Annotated in this window: 14 protein-coding genes; 11 read left to right on the top strand and 3 right to left on the bottom strand. The window is 70.9% G+C overall.

Annotated elements, in window-relative coordinates:
• Positions 1–672: a lysophospholipid acyltransferase family protein gene (locus OHB49_RS33760; RefSeq protein WP_329164730.1), complete on the bottom strand. Its 672-nt coding sequence runs from the start codon at positions 670–672 to the stop codon at positions 1–3.
• Between the two features lie 235 nt (positions 673–907).
• Between OHB49_RS33760 and OHB49_RS33765 the strand changes: the two genes are divergently transcribed.
• The 3 genes from OHB49_RS33765 (at position 908) to OHB49_RS33775 (ending at position 3,282) form a co-directional block, all read left to right on the top strand.
• Positions 908–2,083: a glycerophosphodiester phosphodiesterase gene (locus OHB49_RS33765; protein WP_030968631.1), complete on the top strand. Its 1,176-nt coding sequence runs from the start codon at positions 908–910 to the stop codon at positions 2,081–2,083.
• A gap of 99 nt (positions 2,084–2,182) precedes the next feature.
• Positions 2,183–2,731 carry a sigma-70 family RNA polymerase sigma factor gene (locus OHB49_RS33770; RefSeq protein ID WP_329164731.1) on the top strand — a complete coding sequence of 183 codons (549 nt, stop codon included), beginning with the start codon at positions 2,183–2,185 and terminating at the stop codon, positions 2,729–2,731.
• A 47-nt stretch (positions 2,732–2,778) separates the two neighbouring features.
• Positions 2,779–3,282: a GNAT family N-acetyltransferase gene (locus OHB49_RS33775; protein ID WP_329164732.1), complete on the top strand. Its 504-nt coding sequence runs from the start codon at positions 2,779–2,781 to the stop codon at positions 3,280–3,282.
• An 18-nt stretch (positions 3,283–3,300) separates the two neighbouring features.
• Here the strand turns inward: OHB49_RS33775 and OHB49_RS33780 are convergent, their stop codons facing one another.
• The gene (locus tag OHB49_RS33780; RefSeq protein WP_030968637.1) at positions 3,301–3,738 is read right to left on the bottom strand and encodes a hypothetical protein; all 438 of its coding nucleotides are present in this window, start codon (positions 3,736–3,738) and stop codon (positions 3,301–3,303) included.
• Positions 3,739–3,740: 2 nt separating this feature from the next.
• A complete protein-coding gene (locus tag OHB49_RS33785) occupies positions 3,741–4,100 on the bottom strand; it encodes a hypothetical protein (protein ID WP_030968639.1) in 360 nt (119 codons plus the stop codon).
• A gap of 71 nt (positions 4,101–4,171) precedes the next feature.
• Between OHB49_RS33785 and OHB49_RS33790 the strand changes: the two genes are divergently transcribed.
• The 8 genes from OHB49_RS33790 (at position 4,172) to cobA (ending at position 15,132) form a co-directional block, all read left to right on the top strand.
• Positions 4,172–4,819: an HAD family hydrolase gene (locus OHB49_RS33790; RefSeq protein ID WP_030968641.1), complete on the top strand. Its 648-nt coding sequence runs from the start codon at positions 4,172–4,174 to the stop codon at positions 4,817–4,819.
• 388 nt (positions 4,820–5,207) lie between these two features.
• Complete coding sequence (locus tag OHB49_RS33795; protein WP_329164733.1) at positions 5,208–6,287, top strand: methionine ABC transporter ATP-binding protein; 1,080 nt, start codon at positions 5,208–5,210, stop codon at positions 6,285–6,287.
• A complete protein-coding gene (locus OHB49_RS33800) occupies positions 6,284–6,955 on the top strand; it encodes a methionine ABC transporter permease (protein ID WP_030968645.1) in 672 nt (223 codons plus the stop codon). Before OHB49_RS33795 ends, OHB49_RS33800 begins: the two co-directional genes overlap by 4 nt.
• A 74-nt stretch (positions 6,956–7,029) precedes the next feature.
• Positions 7,030–7,896 carry a MetQ/NlpA family ABC transporter substrate-binding protein gene (locus OHB49_RS33805; protein WP_329164734.1) on the top strand — a complete coding sequence of 289 codons (867 nt, stop codon included), beginning with the start codon at positions 7,030–7,032 and terminating at the stop codon, positions 7,894–7,896.
• Between the two features lie 102 nt (positions 7,897–7,998).
• Positions 7,999–8,676 (top strand): GNAT family N-acetyltransferase, encoded by a 678-nt coding sequence (locus tag OHB49_RS33810; protein ID WP_030968649.1) that lies wholly within the window; start codon positions 7,999–8,001, stop codon positions 8,674–8,676.
• Between the two features lie 118 nt (positions 8,677–8,794).
• A complete protein-coding gene (gene cbiE / locus OHB49_RS33815) occupies positions 8,795–10,030 on the top strand; it encodes a precorrin-6y C5,15-methyltransferase (decarboxylating) subunit CbiE (RefSeq protein WP_030968651.1) in 1,236 nt (411 codons plus the stop codon).
• A 333-nt stretch (positions 10,031–10,363) separates the two neighbouring features.
• Complete coding sequence (gene cobT, locus OHB49_RS33820; RefSeq protein ID WP_329164737.1) at positions 10,364–13,639, top strand: nicotinate-nucleotide--dimethylbenzimidazole phosphoribosyltransferase; 3,276 nt, start codon at positions 10,364–10,366, stop codon at positions 13,637–13,639.
• Between the two features lie 236 nt (positions 13,640–13,875).
• The gene (gene cobA, locus OHB49_RS33825) at positions 13,876–15,132 is read left to right on the top strand and encodes a uroporphyrinogen-III C-methyltransferase (RefSeq protein WP_329164738.1); all 1,257 of its coding nucleotides are present in this window, start codon (positions 13,876–13,878) and stop codon (positions 15,130–15,132) included.
• Positions 15,133–15,175 lie beyond the last annotated feature (43 nt).

Raw genomic sequence — 15,175 nt, forward strand, 5'->3', positions numbered from 1 at the left:
TCAGGCGGCCTTGGCTTTCGTCGCATACATGTCGACGTACTCCTGGCCGGAGAGCCGCATCACCTCGGCCATCACGGAGTCCGTCACCGCCCGCAGCACGTAGCGGTCGCGGTCCATGCCCTCGTAGCGGGAGAACTCCATCGGCTCACCGAACCGGACCGTCACCTTGCCGGGCCTGGGGAGTCCCGCACCACCTGGCTGCAGCTTGTCCGTGCCGATCATCGCGAACGGCACCACGGGCGCACCCGTCATCAGAGTCAGCCGTGCGATGCCCGTACGGCCCCGGTAGAGCCGCCCGTCGGGGGAGCGGGTGCCCTCCGGGTAGATGGCGAACGCCTTGCCCTGCTCCAGCACCCGACGGCCCGTCATCAGCGCCGCGACACCGCCGCGTCCGCCGTCCCGGTCCACCGGGATCATGCCGCAGCCGGTGAAGAACCAGGCCATCAGCCGGCCCTTGAGCCCCTTGCCCGTCACGTACTCGTCCTTGCCGATGTAGAACACCGGCCGGTCGCAGCAGATCGGCATGATCATCGAGTCGATGAACGTCAGATGGTTGCCCGCGAGGATCACCGGACCGTCTCCGGGGATGTTCTTCACGCCTTCCACCTGGGGGCGGAACATCAGGCGCAAGAGCGGTCCGAGCACTGCCTTGATGAGTGCGTGTCGGGACAACGGTTCCTCCGGTGTAGTGGCCAGGGCCGGCCGAGGCGCGGGATCGTGACGGTATATGCAGGTGAGGACGATACTCGCGGGTACTCGCTGATCGCACATCGGGTTCATCGAGTGGATACGCAGTGTTGACGTGTGTTTCCGCCATGTTCGTCCACGGGCTGCCGCACGGATGGCGCAGTTCCCTACGATCAGGCCTCGCTCGACGGTGCCACACATCACATGCGAGGGAGCAGTCATGACAGAGCGTGCGCAGGCGAACCCCGGTCGGCGGACCGTCCTGGGAGCGGGAGCGGCCGTCCTGGGCGCGGCCGCCCTCGGACTGCCGGGTACGGCGAACGCCGCCGAGAACACGGCCGGGTCCGTCGACGGTCGGTCCGGCGGTCACGGTCACCGGCTGGACCTTCCGGTGCCGACCGTCATCGGGCACCGCGGCACCAGCGGCTACCGCCCCGAGCACACCCTCGGCTCGTACCAGCTGGCACTCGACATGGGTGCGCACATCATCGAGCAGGACCTGGTGCCCACCAAGGACGGCCACCTTGTCTGCCGTCACGAGAACGACATAACCGCCACCACCGATGTCTCCGCCCACCCCGAGTTCGCGAGCCGCAGGACGACGAAGACCGTCGACGGCGTCTCCCTCACCGGCTGGTTCACCGAGGACTTCACCCTCGCCGAGCTGAAGACGCTCCGCGCCAAGGAGCGCATCCCCGGCAACCGTCAGAAGAACACCCTCTATGACGGCCGCTGGGAGGTCCCCACCTTCGAAGAGGTGCTCCAGTGGGCCGACCGTGAGGGCCGCAGGCGCGGGAAGCAGGTCTGGCTGTACGTCGAGACGAAGCACCCCACCTACTTCCGCGGCCTCGGCCTCGGCCTGGAGGAGCCGCTTGCCAAGCTGCTGCGCCGCTACGACCGCCACCGCAAGCAGTCGCCGCTCATCCTCCAGTCCTTCGAGCCCACCAGCATCCAGCGGCTCTCGAAGCTCGTCGCCACCCCGCGTGTCGTCCTGCTCTCCGGAGCGGGATCGAAGCCCTGGGACTTCGTGGCGACCGGTGACCCGCGCACCGTCGACGATCTCGTCAAGCCCTCGGGGCTGACGTGGCTGGCGTCCTTCGCGCAGGGTATCGGCCCCACCCTGGACCTGATCATCCCCAAGGACGCGTCGGGCCGGCTCGCCACGCCGACCACCCTGGTGAAGGACGCGCACGCGCAGGGCCTGATCCTGCACCCGTACACCATGCGCAACGAGAACACCTTCCTGCCCGCCGACTTCCGGCGCGGTACGGACCCCAACGCGTACGGCGACGCATTCGGCGCGTTCCAGGCGTACTTCGCGACAGGTATTGACGGGATCTTCTCCGACAACCCGGACACGGCTCTGCTCGCCGCGGCCGACTTCACCGGGAACTGACCCCGCCGCGCACGTCAGCACCCGGCCGGGCATGCCCCGGTCGGGTGGTGCGTCCCGCGGACGGGAACGGGCCGTCCGCGGGTGTACGTCGGGTGGGGTATGACGCTTCTCGCAGACGCCGCCGCGCAGGCTCCCACGGCCGTGGTCCACGCCCTGTACCCCCTCGTCAGTGCCGAGGCGACGGCCGAGGCGAGCGACGCGGCGGCGGGCGCGGCCGTCGAACCCGCCGATCTCGAACAGGCTGTCTGGCTGCGGCTGCTGGAGCTGCTCGCGGATCAGCGACCGCCGGCGGACCCGGCGCGCTGGGTCCGCGACACCGTACGGGCGGAGGTGCGCCGGGCCCGCCGTACCGCCCGGCGCGAACGTCCGTACGCCGACGAGCCCACCGCGGATCCTGCCCGCTGCCCCGAGCGTTTGGCGGTCGGCGCCGACGAACGCAGGGCGCTGCACGCCGCGGTGGGCCGGCTGCCCGGTCGGTGCGCCGGGCTGCTCACCGCGATGCTCGCTCCGGGCGACCCCACCTACCGGGAGATCGCAGGGAAGTTGGGTATGTCACAAGGCAGTTTGGGTCCGATCCGTTCCCGATGCCTTGGATGTCTGCGCAGAATGCTCGCTGCGGAGGTTGTCGTTCCTGAACTGCGGGGATAGGAGCTGTTAGGCAACCGGCGGATCAGGTGAGCGGGAGGCATGCACACATGGGCATGAGTGTGATCATCTCGGCGGCGACGACAGAGGACGCCGAACAGATCTTGAAGCTCCAGTACCTCTGCTTTCAGAGCGAGGCGGAGCTGTACGGGAACTACCGGATCGACCCGCTTGTGCAGACCCTCGAATCGGTCCGTGACGAACTGACCGCGAACCTGGTGTTCGTGGCGCGGCTCGGGGACGAAGTCGTCGGCGCGGTACGCGGATCCAGCGATCCGGACGGCATCGGGCAGATAGCCAAGCTCTGCGTCCACCCCCGGCTCCAGGGGCACGGGCTCGGCGCCCGGCTGCTGCGGGCCGCTGAGTCCGCGCTCGCGGACGAGCAGTCGGCCACCCGCTTCCGGCTGCACACCGGGCACCGCAGCGAGACCAACCTGCGGCTCTACCGGCGGGCGGGTTACGCACCCGTGGGCAGCACCACCGGTGAGGACGGTGTCCGGCTCATCCAGCTGGAGAAGGACGCCGTCGCGCCGGCCTTCGTCGCCAGCGCCTGAGCGGCGACGACGCGGACGTCACACGTTCTTGGCGCGACGCAGCCAGATCATCCCGGTGACCGGCAGGATCACCGGGATGAACAGGTAGTCCCGGCCCAGGTACGACCAGACGGTGGCGTCCGCGAAGGCCGACGGCTCGACCAGGGTCCACGTACCGACGAGAAGGACGCCCGCGAGCTCGGCGGCGCAGCACACCAGCGCCGTCCTGCGCGCCTTCTCGCCCCCGCGGACCAGCGAGTAAGTGATGAAGCCGTACACCAGGGCGGCGACGGCCGACAGCACGTAGGCGAGCGGCGCCCTGCCGAAGTCCAGGATCATCTGGACGATCGAGCGGGAGGCGGCCGCGACGGTGAACACCCCGTAGAACCAGACGAGTACGCGGCCGGGGCCGGTCCCCAGCTCGAACCGGGCCTTCTGCCCGGATGCGGAACCGGATGTGGTGTCGGTCTCGGTCACGGTCAGCTTCCCCAGATGTCGTAGAGCCGTACTTGCAGAACGGCCAGCACGACCGCGCCTGCCGCCACCGTCACCGAACCCCATCGGGTCCGCTCGGTCAGCGACAGGAAACCTGCCGCGGGCACGGCGGCGAACGCCCCGATCAGATAACAGATGAAGATCGTCATGCCCTGGTCCGGCCGCTCGCCCCGGGCAAGCTGCACGATCCCCACCACCAGCTGGGCCAGCGCCAGCAGCGACACCACGGCCATTCCGATGAAGTGCCAGTCCTTGGTCGGCTGGTCCCGGTAGGCGGCGAAACCGCACCAGGCGGCGAGGGCGAGCGCGGTCACGGAGACCGCGACCGTCAGGGCGTCAAGCATGAGCCGAGGGTATTACGGCCCAAACGGCCCCCTGCGTGCGCCCCCGTACCCGGGCGCTAGGGTCGGCGGACATGAAGATCCACGCCGAGGCCCTGCTGTTCGACAACGACGGAACGCTGCTCTCCTCCATCGAGTCCGTCCGCCGCTGCTGGACCAGGTGGGCGCAGGAGTACGGCGTCACGGCGGAGGATTTCTCCGGCATCGAACTGCACGGCCGTACGGCCGTCGAGATCATTGCCGAGCTGCTGCCCGCGGACCGGGTCGACGGGGCCCTGGCCCGTATCGAACAGCTGGAGGTCGAGGACGTCCCCGGCGGCGTCGTGGTGCTCCCCGGCACCAAGGAGCTGCTCGGTTCGCTGCCCGCACACCGCTGGGCCGTCGTCACCTCCGCCACCCGCCCGCTGGGCGAGGCGCGGCTGCGCGAGGCAGGCATCGACTTCCCGGTGATGATCGCCGCCGAGGACATCACCCGTGGCAAGCCGGACCCCGAGCCGTACCTCCTTGCGGCCCGTCGCCTCGGCGTCGACCCGGCCCGCTGCGTGGTCTTCGAGGACGCCCCCGCCGGGCTGCGGGCCGGACGGGCGGCTGGGATGACGACCGTGGCCTTGGCCACAACACACGAACGCGTCGAGCTGGTCGCCGACGCGGTCGTAACTGATCTATCCGCCATAACCGTGCAGGTCACAGCCGCGGGAGTGGAAATCTCCACCGCGGACTGAACCGGGCGGCACGGCGGTCCATGGCTGTCCGCTATACGGACAGGCGGGCAGGCCGGAACATTACGTCTGTTTTACTTGGCGCATGACCACGACGAGCAGCCGCACCCTTGCGACCGAGGCGATCACGACGCCCGGTGCTCGTTGTATGTGTCGAATGCGCGCCTTCTGAGGGCCCCCGCCTGAGCCTCGCGCCCCGAAGCGAGACCGAGCCCACGCCGTCCGCACCCAGCGGAACGAGCTGCTCCAGCACGTACCTGCCCCGGCCGACCGCCGCCGCAGCCGTGCCGAGACCCACCGGCCGAACACCCGAGTCCGAACAGTCTCTTCAGACGAATGCCCCGTGCCCGGCGGACACCGCGCCGTGCACTCGACAGTGACGGAAACCCCTGTGATCACCACTACGGGCCTCACGAAGGTCTATCAGTCGCGCGGCCGCGAGGTCACCGCCCTGGACGGCGTCGACCTGCACGTCCGCGAGGGCGAGGTGTACGGCGTCATCGGACAGAGCGGCGCCGGCAAGTCCTCCCTGATCCGCTGCATCAATCTGCTGGAGCGCCCCACCTCGGGCACCGTGACCGTGGCCGGCCAGGACCTCACCGCCCTCGCGGGCCGGGGCCGCCGGGCCGGCAAGGAGCTCCGCGAGGCGCGCAGCCGTATCGGCATGGTCTTCCAGCACTTCAACCTGCTGGCCTCGCGCAACGTCCAGGACAACATCGAGCTCCCGCTGGAGATCCTCGGCGTCCCCGGTCGCGACCGCACCCGCAAGGCCCTCGAACTCCTCGACCTGGTCGGCCTGGCCGACAAGGCGAAGGCCTACCCCGGCCAGCTCTCCGGCGGCCAGAAGCAGCGCGTCGGCATCGCCCGGGCGCTGGCCGGAGACCCCAAGGTGCTGCTCTCCGACGAGGCGACGTCCGCCCTCGACCCGGAGACCACCCGCTCCATCCTCCAACTGCTGCGCGACCTCAACCAGCAGCTCGGTCTGACCGTCCTGCTCATCACGCACGAGATGGACGTCGTCAAGACGATCTGCGACTCGGCCGCCCTCATGCAGAAGGGCCGCATCGTCGAGTCCGGCACCGTCGGCGAACTGCTCGCCACTCCCGGCTCCGAACTGGCCCACGAGCTGTTCCCGGTCGGCGGTACGGCCTCCGGTCCCGACCGCACGGTCGTCGACGTCACCTTCCACGGCGAGGCCGCGACCCAGCCGGTGATCTCCCAGCTCTCCCGTACGTACAACATCGACATCTCGATCCTGGGTGCCGCGATGGACACCGTCGGCGGCAACCAGGTCGGCCGGATGCGCATCGAGCTGCCCGGCCGCTTCGAGGAGAACGTCGTCCCGATCGGCTTCCTGCGCGAGCAGGGCCTGCAGGCCGAGGTCGTGGACACGGCCGACGCCGACGGCATCCCCGCACAGACCCCCGCCGCAGGCACCCAGACCCCGCTCACCGAGGAGGTGGCCAAGTGACCTGGTCCGAAATGCAGCCACTGCTGTCCCAGGGAACCGTCGACACCCTCTACATGGTGCTGTGGTCCGCGGTCGTCACCGTCCTCGTCGGGCTGCCGCTCGGTGTCCTGCTGGTCCTCACCGACAAGGGCGGACTGCTCCAGAACACCGTGGTGAACAAGGTCGTCGGCGTGATCGTGAACATCGGCCGCTCGCTGCCGTTCATCATCCTGCTGATCGCCCTGATCCCCTTCACCACCTGGGTCGTCGGAACCTTCATCGGCCCGACCGCGATGATCGTGCCGCTCGCCGTCGGCGCCATCCCGTTCTTCGCCCGGCTCGTCGAGACGGCCGTCCGCGAGGTCGACCACGGGCTCGTCGAAGCCGTCCAGTCGATGGGCGGATCCATCCCGACGATCGTGCGCAAGGTCCTGCTGCCGCAGGCTCTGCCGTCGCTCGTCTCCGCGGTCACCACCACCGTCATCGTGCTCATCGGATACTCCGCGATGGCCGGCGCGGTCGGCGGCGAAGGGCTCGGCTCCAAGGCCGTTACCTACGGATTCCAGCGCTTCGACAACCAGTTCATGCTCATCACCGTCGCGCTGCTGATCGTCATCGTGACCGTCGTCCAGCTGATCGGCGACGTGGCCGTGCGGCTGCTGGCCCGCCGGGGCCGCACCGCCTCCTGAGACCTTCTCTCCGCTCACAAGCCCGAACTCCTTGTCCGGGCGCACCACCTCACCATCAGAAAGAGGCACTTTTCGTGCGTAAGAACATCAAGATCACCGCAGCTGCCGCCGCCACCGCCGCCCTCGCCTTCGGCCTCACCGCCTGCGGCACGTCGTCCGACCCGGCCTCCACGAGCGAGACCGGCGCCAAGGCCGACACCTCCAAGGCGCTCGTCGTCGCCGCGTCCCCGACGCCGCACGCCGACATCCTGAACTTCGTCAAGAAGAACCTGGCGGCCAAGGCGGGCCTCAAGCTGGAGGTCAAGGAGTTCACGGACTACGTCCTGCCGAACACCGCCACCGAGAACGGCCAGGTCGACGCCAACTTCTTCCAGCACGTGCCGTACCTCGACGACTTCAACAAGAAGAACAACACCCACATCGTCGCGGTCGCCAACGTGCACCTGGAGCCGCTCGGCCTCTACTCCAAGAAGGTCAAGGACCTGAAGGACATCAAGGCCGGCCAGACCATCGCCGTACCGAACGACACCACCAACGAGGGCCGTGCGCTGCAGCTCCTCGCCGCGAACGGACTGATCACCGTCAAGGACGGTGTCGGCACCAACGCCAAGCTCAGCGACATCACGGACAAGAAGGGCCTGGAGTTCAAGGAGCTGGAGGCCGCAACCGTGCCCCGCGCCCTGAACGATGTCGACGCCGCCGTCATCAACGGCAACTACGCCATCGAGGCCAAGCTCCAGCCCGCCAAGGACGCCCTCGTGCTGGAGAAGGCGGAGAACAACCCGTACGCCAACATCCTCGCCGTGAAGGCGGGCAACGAGAAGGACGTCCGCGTCCAGAAGCTCGTGAAGCTCCTCCACTCCGACGAGGTCAAGAAGTTCATCGAGGACACCTACAAGGGCTCCGTCGTCCCGGCCTTCGGTCCCGTCGCCAAGTCCTGACCCCCGTACCGCATCCGCGTGGCCGAGCCCCGCGCACCCCACCGGGGTGTGCGGGGCTCCGCCGTGCGCACCCGGCCATGCACAACGTCCGCCCGATGCTGCATGCTGTGCCTTTACACGGTCTTCGGCATGGAGCTGCGCATGACTTCCACCTTTCCGTCCATCTCCATCAGCACGGATCGGTTGGTGCTGCGCCCGTTCGACATGACGGACGTCCCCGCGTACATCGAGATGATGAACGACGAACTCGTCACCGCCTGGACGGAGGCGCCCCACCCCTACACCCAGGTCGACGCGGAACGCTGGGTCCGCCGGATCGCCCCCGCGCAGCGCACCAGCGGTGACGGGATCGTCTTCGCCGTCACCGAGTTCCTCACCCAGCGCCTCGTCGGCTCGGTGCGGCTCCGGAACACCGACTGGCGCACCCTCGCCACCGAAGCCGCGTACATCACCGCTCCCTGGGCCCGAGGCGAGGGATACGCCACCGAGTCCCTGCTCGCCGTCGCCCAGTGGCTCTTCCGCGACCAGCGCTTCGAACGCATCGAACTGCGCACCGCCGCCGACAACACCGCCTCCCAGCAGGTCGCCCAGAAACTCGGCTGCATCAGCGAGGGGGTCCTTCGCAACGCCCGAATAGCGAGGACCCAGACCGAGGACGGCGGCTGGACCGACATCAGGACCGATCTGATCGTCTGGGGACTGCTTCCCGAGGACCTCGAAGGAGTCGCCGAGCAGCTGGCCGACGCAGGCGGATACGGCACCTACAGCGACTGGAACTGACGCCGGAACCGACGTCGGGGACCGCACCGGTCCGGACCGGTCGGGGACCAGGTACTCTCACCCTGCCCGCCGCTCGTGGGCAGCCCCACCTGCGACAACTCCAGGAGACTGACGAAAGATGGCCGACCGGGTCACGGTGATCGGCTGGGACGGCTCGCCACTGACCGCAGCGGCCGGGGCCGCGCTCTCGGCCGCCACCCTCGTCGCGGGCGCCGCCCACCACCTCGCACTCCCCGAAGTCCCGGCAACCGCCGAACGGATCCGCCTCGGCTCCATCGACCTCGCCGCCCGCAGGATCGCCGGCCACCGCGGCAGCGCCGTGGTCCTCGCCGACGGCGACCCCGGCTTCTTCGGAGTCGTACGCAATCTCCGCGCACCCGAACACGGCCTGGAAGTCGAAGTCGTGCCCGCCGTGTCCGCCGTCGCCACCGCGTTCGCCCGCGCCGGCATGCCCTGGGAGGACGCCCAGATCGTCGTCGCCCACCCCCGCACCCTGCGCCGCGCCGTCAACGTCTGCCGGGCCCACCACAAGGTCGCCGTCCTCACCTCGCCCGGCGCGGGTCCGGCCGAACTCGCCCTGCTCCTCGAAGGCGTGCACCGCACCTTCGTCATCTGCGAGGAACTCGGCACCGCACGCGAACAGGTCACCGTCGTCACCTCCGACAAGGCCGCCGACCACGTCTGGCGCGACCCGAACGTCGTGATCGTCATCGGTGGCGGCCCCGAGCAGCAGTCCACCGGCACCGGCTCCTGGATCGCCGGCCGCCACCCCCAGGGCGTACGCGGCTGGGCACTGCCCTCGGACGCCTACCCCGGCAGCGCGACGGACCCGGAAGGGGAGTCGAGCGAGGGCGAGTCCCCGGGGCTGCGGGCCGCCCAACTCGCCCGCCTCGGCCCGCGTACCGGCGACCTCGTCTGGGACATCGGCTCCGGCAGCGGAGCTCTTGCCGTGGAGGCCGCAGGGTTCGGTGCGGCGGTGCTGGCCGTCGACAGCGACCCGGACGCCTGCGCCCGGACGACGGCCGCGGCCCGGGCCTTCGGCGTACAGCTCCAGGTCGTCCAGGGCCGTGCCCCGCACGTGCTGGAGCGGCTGCCGGAGCCCGATGTCGTACGGATCGGTGGCGGCGGGGTCCCCGTCGTCACGGCTGTCGCCGACCGCAGGCCGGAACGGATCGTCACCCATGCGTCGACCCGGGACGAGGCCGAGGCGCTCGGTGCGGCACTCGCCGAGAACGGCTACACCGTCGAGTGCGCCCTCCTCCAGTCCGTCGAACTCGACACGGCCGCATGGTCGGAGCGCGAACGCACGGTCGTGTTTCTGCTCTCAGCGCTGCGGTCGGACCTCGCCCCCTGACCCGGTCGGTGTGCGGCGCGGGGTAGGCTGGCCGATCGTTGTACCGCACCCGGTCGTTCGTCGCTTCGTTCGTCAATGTCCGGAAAAGGGGACCGTTTTGGACCCCGTTGTGGTACGGCGGACCCGGGGGGTGCGCAACGTGGCGCAGTCCACAGCGAGCCGTGGCGGAACTACCTGCCGCGGCGGCGAACGGCCGCGAGAATGATGCGTGTCCGCGACCGATTCGTGCCGCGCGGCGAGCCCGCTCGTTCTTCATGACGAGCACCGGCGTGCCGTGTTCGGGCGTCCCGGGCGAAGGGCCGAAGGAGCACTGACGATGGGCGAGGGGTACGCATGAGTGACACCGGCCAGATCCCGGGCGAGGGACTGCCGGAGAACGCAGGCATGGTGGAGCAGCCGGGCAACCCCGCCCCGGGTGCGTACACCTTCCTCGCTCCCTCCGAGCATGCGTCCGAGGACGACGATCTTCTGCTGATGCCGAGCCCGCAGGGCGCCTGGAGCGAACCGCAGGTCGCCCCGGTCCCCGGTCAGCCGGTGGGCGGCGGCGACGTACAGGCACCGGCGCCGCTGGAGGGACAGGCCGCGTACCAGACGCAGCCGCAGGGCTATGTCGGTGGTGTGCAGGCCGTGCAGGCCCAGGGACCCGTGCAGGTCCAGGAGGCACCGGACCCGGCCGTGTACGCCGTTCAGCAGGCCGTGGCCGGAGCGATGACCGAGACCGGGCAGGGCACGCACGAGTCGGGCGGCCGTGACTCGGGTGCCGTCGATCTCAATGGCGTACGCATGCCGGCACCGGCCTCCGTTGCCGTACCGGTCGCGGCCGCCCCCGTGCGCCGGCCGCTGCACCGCGGCCCGGCCTCGGGCGAGTCGACCCCGTCGTACGGCGGGACGCCGACCGGCGGTGTGGTCCGTTCGCTCGCCGACCGCGGACCCGCCGAGGCGCCGCAGACCCCGATGCCCGCACGGCACGCGGGACCGCCCACCACCGGTCCCGAGTACCTCGACCTGCCGGGCCCGCAGCTCGGCGAGATCCCGCCGCAGGCCGGCAGCCCGTGGGCGGCGCACGTACCGGAACAGGTCGCGGTGCCCGTGGCAGTGGCAGTGGCAACGGAAGCCGTGACCGCGGAAGCGGCCGCAGAAACGGTCGTCCCGGAGCCGGTTGCCGAGCCGGTGCAGGTCGCACAGCTGGTCGAGGCCGCGCCCGCCGCTGCCGGGGCTTTTGCGGACGGCGCATCCAACGGCGCATCCATGGGCCGGTTCGTGCCCGTGGAGGGGTCCGTGCCGACGACTCCGCACCTGGCCCCGACGCCGGTCGTGGAGCAGGTCGTCACGGAGCAGGTCGCGCAGCCGGAAGCCGTCGTCGAGCCGGCGCCCGTGCCCGAACCCGCGTCCGTTCCGGAGCCCCAGGTCCGGCCCGAGCAGGTCGCGATCGCCATCGAGCCGGTGCCGGCCCCGGTTGTCGAGACCCCCGAGATCCCCGAGCCCGTCGCAGCCGTGCCTGCTGCGGCCGAAGTGCCCGCGCCCGAACCGGTACCCGCGCCGGAGCCGGTGGTCGTCCCCGCGCCCGTCGTCGTGGCCGAGCCCGACGCCGTACTCGTGGCAGAGCCGGAGCCGGAGCCGGTCGCCGCTCCGGAGGAACCCGTCCCCGCGCCCGTCGTCGGGACCGCCCCCGAACCGGTCCTCGTGCCCGAGCTCGAGACCGGCCCCGAGGTCATCGAGACCCCGGACCTCACGCCCATCGACGCCGGCCAGGACTTCGAGGCGCCCGCGGCGGACCAGGGGCCCACGGAGCCGGTCCGGACCCCTGCCGAGGGGACCCCGGTGGCCGAGGCGCCGGTCGACGAGGTGCCACCGCCCGCCGCGGAGACTCCCGACCGGGCCGCCGCCTCCGGGTACGACGACGCCGAGCGCGAAGCCGTGCTCCGGGTCATGCGCGAGCGTCGCGACATCCGCAACGGCTTCCGCAGCGACCCCATCCCGCACGAGGTCCTGCTCCGCGTCCTCGAGGCCGCGCACACGGCGCCCAGCGTCGGCCACTCGCAGCCCTGGGACTTCGTCGTCATCCGCTCCGCGGAGACCCGCCGCTCCATGCACGAACTGGCGCAGCGTCAACGCGACGCGTACGCCAAATCGCTGCCCAAGGGCCGGGCCAAGCAGTTCAAGGAACTGAAGATCGAGGCCATCCTCGACACCCCGGTGAACATCGTCGTCACCGCCGACCCCACCCGCGGCGGCCGCCACACCCTCGGCCGGCACACCCAGCCGCAGATGGCCCCGTACTCCTCGGCACTCGCCGTCGAGAACCTGTGGCTCGCCGCGCGCGCCGAGGGTCTCGGCGTCGGCTGGGTCAGCTTCTTCGACGAGCGCGAGATGGTCCGCGCTCTCGGCCTGCCCGAGCACCTCGAAGTCGTCGCGTACCTCTGTGTCGGTTATGTCGACGAGTTCCCCGAGGAGCCCGAGCTGATGCAGGCGGGCTGGTCCAAGCGACGCCCGCTGTCCTGGGTCGTCCACGAGGAGACGTACGGTCGCCGCGCGCTGCCCGGCGAGGAGCCGCACGACCTGCTGCAGGAGACCATCTCCAACATCCGTCCGCTGGACGCCAAGGCACTCGGCGAGGCCTGGGAACGCCAGAAGCGGATGACCAAGCCGGCGGGTGCGCTCGGCATGCTGGAGATCATCTCCGCACAGCTGTCGGGTCTCTCCCGGATGTGCCCGCCGCCGATCCCGGAGCCCGCGGCTGTCGCGATCTTCGCCGGGGACCACGGGGTGCACGCCCAGGGCGTCACCGCGTGGCCGCAGGAGGTCACCGGCCAGATGGTCGCCAACTTCCTCGGCGGCGGCGCGGTCTGCAACGCATTCGCGGCCCAGGTCGGTGCCGAGGTGTGTGTCGTCGACGTCGGCGTCGCCACGGAGCTGCCCGCGACCCCCGGCCTGCTGCCGCGCAAGGTGCGTGCGGGAACGGCCGACTTCACGACCGGTCCGGCCCTCACCCGTGAAGAGGTCCTCGCGGCCATCGAGGTCGGCATCGAGACCGCCCGCGATCTGGTGGCAGCGGGCAACAAGGGCCTGCTCACCGGTGAGATGGGCATCGCCAACACCACCGCGTCCGCCGCGCTGATCTGCGTGTACACGGGCATGGATCCGGCCGAGGTGACCGGTCGTGGCACCGGGATCAACGACGAGATGCACGCCCGCAAGGTCGACGTGGTCCGCCGTGGCCTCGAACTGCACCAGCCCGACCCGTCCGACCCGATCGGCGTGCTTGCCGCGGTCGGCGGCCTGGAGCACGCCGCGATGGCAGGATTCCTGCTGGGCGGTGCGTCGTTGCGTACGCCGGTCGTCCTGGACGGGGTGAGTGCGGGCGCCGCGGCCCTGGTCGCCCGGGCGATCGCCCCCGAGGCCCTGGCCGCATGCATCGCCGGTCACCGCAGCGCGGAGCCCGGCCATGTCGCCGCGCTCAACAAGCTGGGCCTGCGCCCGCTCGTCGACCTCGACCTCCGCCTCGGCGAGGGCACGGGTGCGCTGCTGGCGCTGCCGATCGTGCAGAGTGCGGCGCGGGCGATGCACGAGGTGGCGACGTTCGACTCGGCGGGCGTCACCGAGAAGTAGCGCCCGGGCTTGGTCGGCCTCGCCGGCGCTTGAGGCGCGGGGGACGGGCGGAGCCCGGGTTCCCGGAACGGGTGGGTGGGGGAGAGCTCCGCGCAGCGGCCCCCCACCCACCCCGCCGGCCCGCCCCGCCGCACCCCGTATCGTTGACCCACACCTCACAAAACCGCACGTCACAGCCGCTCCATCGCCGTAGCGGCCCGCACGCACCCCGTATCGCCCGAGGAGCCCGCACCGCCATGGCCGAGCACGCCGATCACCCCGCGTACCCCGTCGGACTGCGCCTGAGCGGGCGCCGCGTCGTCGTTGTCGGCGGCGGTCAGGTCGCGCAGCGCCGCCTCCCCGCACTCATCGCGGCGGGCGCCGACATCACCCTCGTATCGCCGTCCGCGACGCCGTCCGTCGAGGCGATGGCCGACGCCGGTGAGATCCACTGGGAGCGCCGCCGGTACGAGGACGGGGACCTCACCGACACCTGGTACGCGCTCATCGCCTCCGACGACGCCGCCGCGAACGAGGCCGCGTCCGCCGAGGCCGAGCGCACCCGCACCTGGTGCGTGCGCAGCGACAACGCCGACGTCGCCACGGCCTGGACCCCGGCCACCGGCCGCAGCGAGGGCGTGACCGTCGCAGTCCTCTCCACCGACGCGCAGGGCCGCGACCCGCGCCACTCCGCCGCCGTCCGCGACGCCATCGTCGAGGGTCTGCGCGACGGCACGCTCGCCGCCCCGCACCACCGCACCCGCCCCACCCCCGGCGTATCCCTGGTCGGCGGCGGCCCCGGCGACCCCGACCTGATCACCGTGCGCGGGCGGCGCCTGCTCGCCGAGGCCGATGTCGTCATCGCCGACCGGCTCGGCCCGCGCGACCTGCTCGACGAACTGCCGCCGCACGTCGAGGTGATCGACGCCGCGAAGATCCCGTACGGCCGCTTCATGGCGCAGGAGGCGATCAACCAGGCGCTCATCGAGCACGCCAAGGCGGGCAAGGCCGTCGTCCGGCTCAAGGGCGGCGACCCGTTCGTCTTCGGCCGGGGCATGGAGGAGGCACAGGCGCTCGCCGCCGAAGGCATCCCGTGCACCGTCGTCCCCGGGATCTCGAGCTCGATCTCCGTACCCGGCGCGGCCGGTATCCCCGTCACCCACCGTGGGGTCGCCCACGAGTTCACCGTGGTGAGCGGCCATGTCGCCCCCGACGACGAGCGTTCGCTGGTCGACTGGGCGGCACTCGCGCAGCTGCGTGGCACCCTCGTGCTGCTGATGGCCGTGGACAAGATCGGCGCCATCGCCAAGGCCCTCATCGCCCACGGCAAGGCGCCCGGGACACCGGTCGCCCTGATCCAGGAGGGGACCACGGCGGCGCAGCGCAGGGTCGACGCGACCCTCGCGACCGTCGGCGAACGGGCCGCCGCCGAAGAGGTACGTCCCCCGGCCGTGATCGTCATCGGTGACGTCGTCGCCGTCGGTACGGCCACCCTCCCGAATCCCGCCGAGTAACCAGCGGTAACGGATCTTCTTCCAAGCCGTTGGCACGACACAC

Source organism: Streptomyces sp. NBC_01717 (genome assembly GCF_036248255.1).
GTDB lineage: Bacteria > Actinomycetota > Actinomycetes > Streptomycetales > Streptomycetaceae > Streptomyces.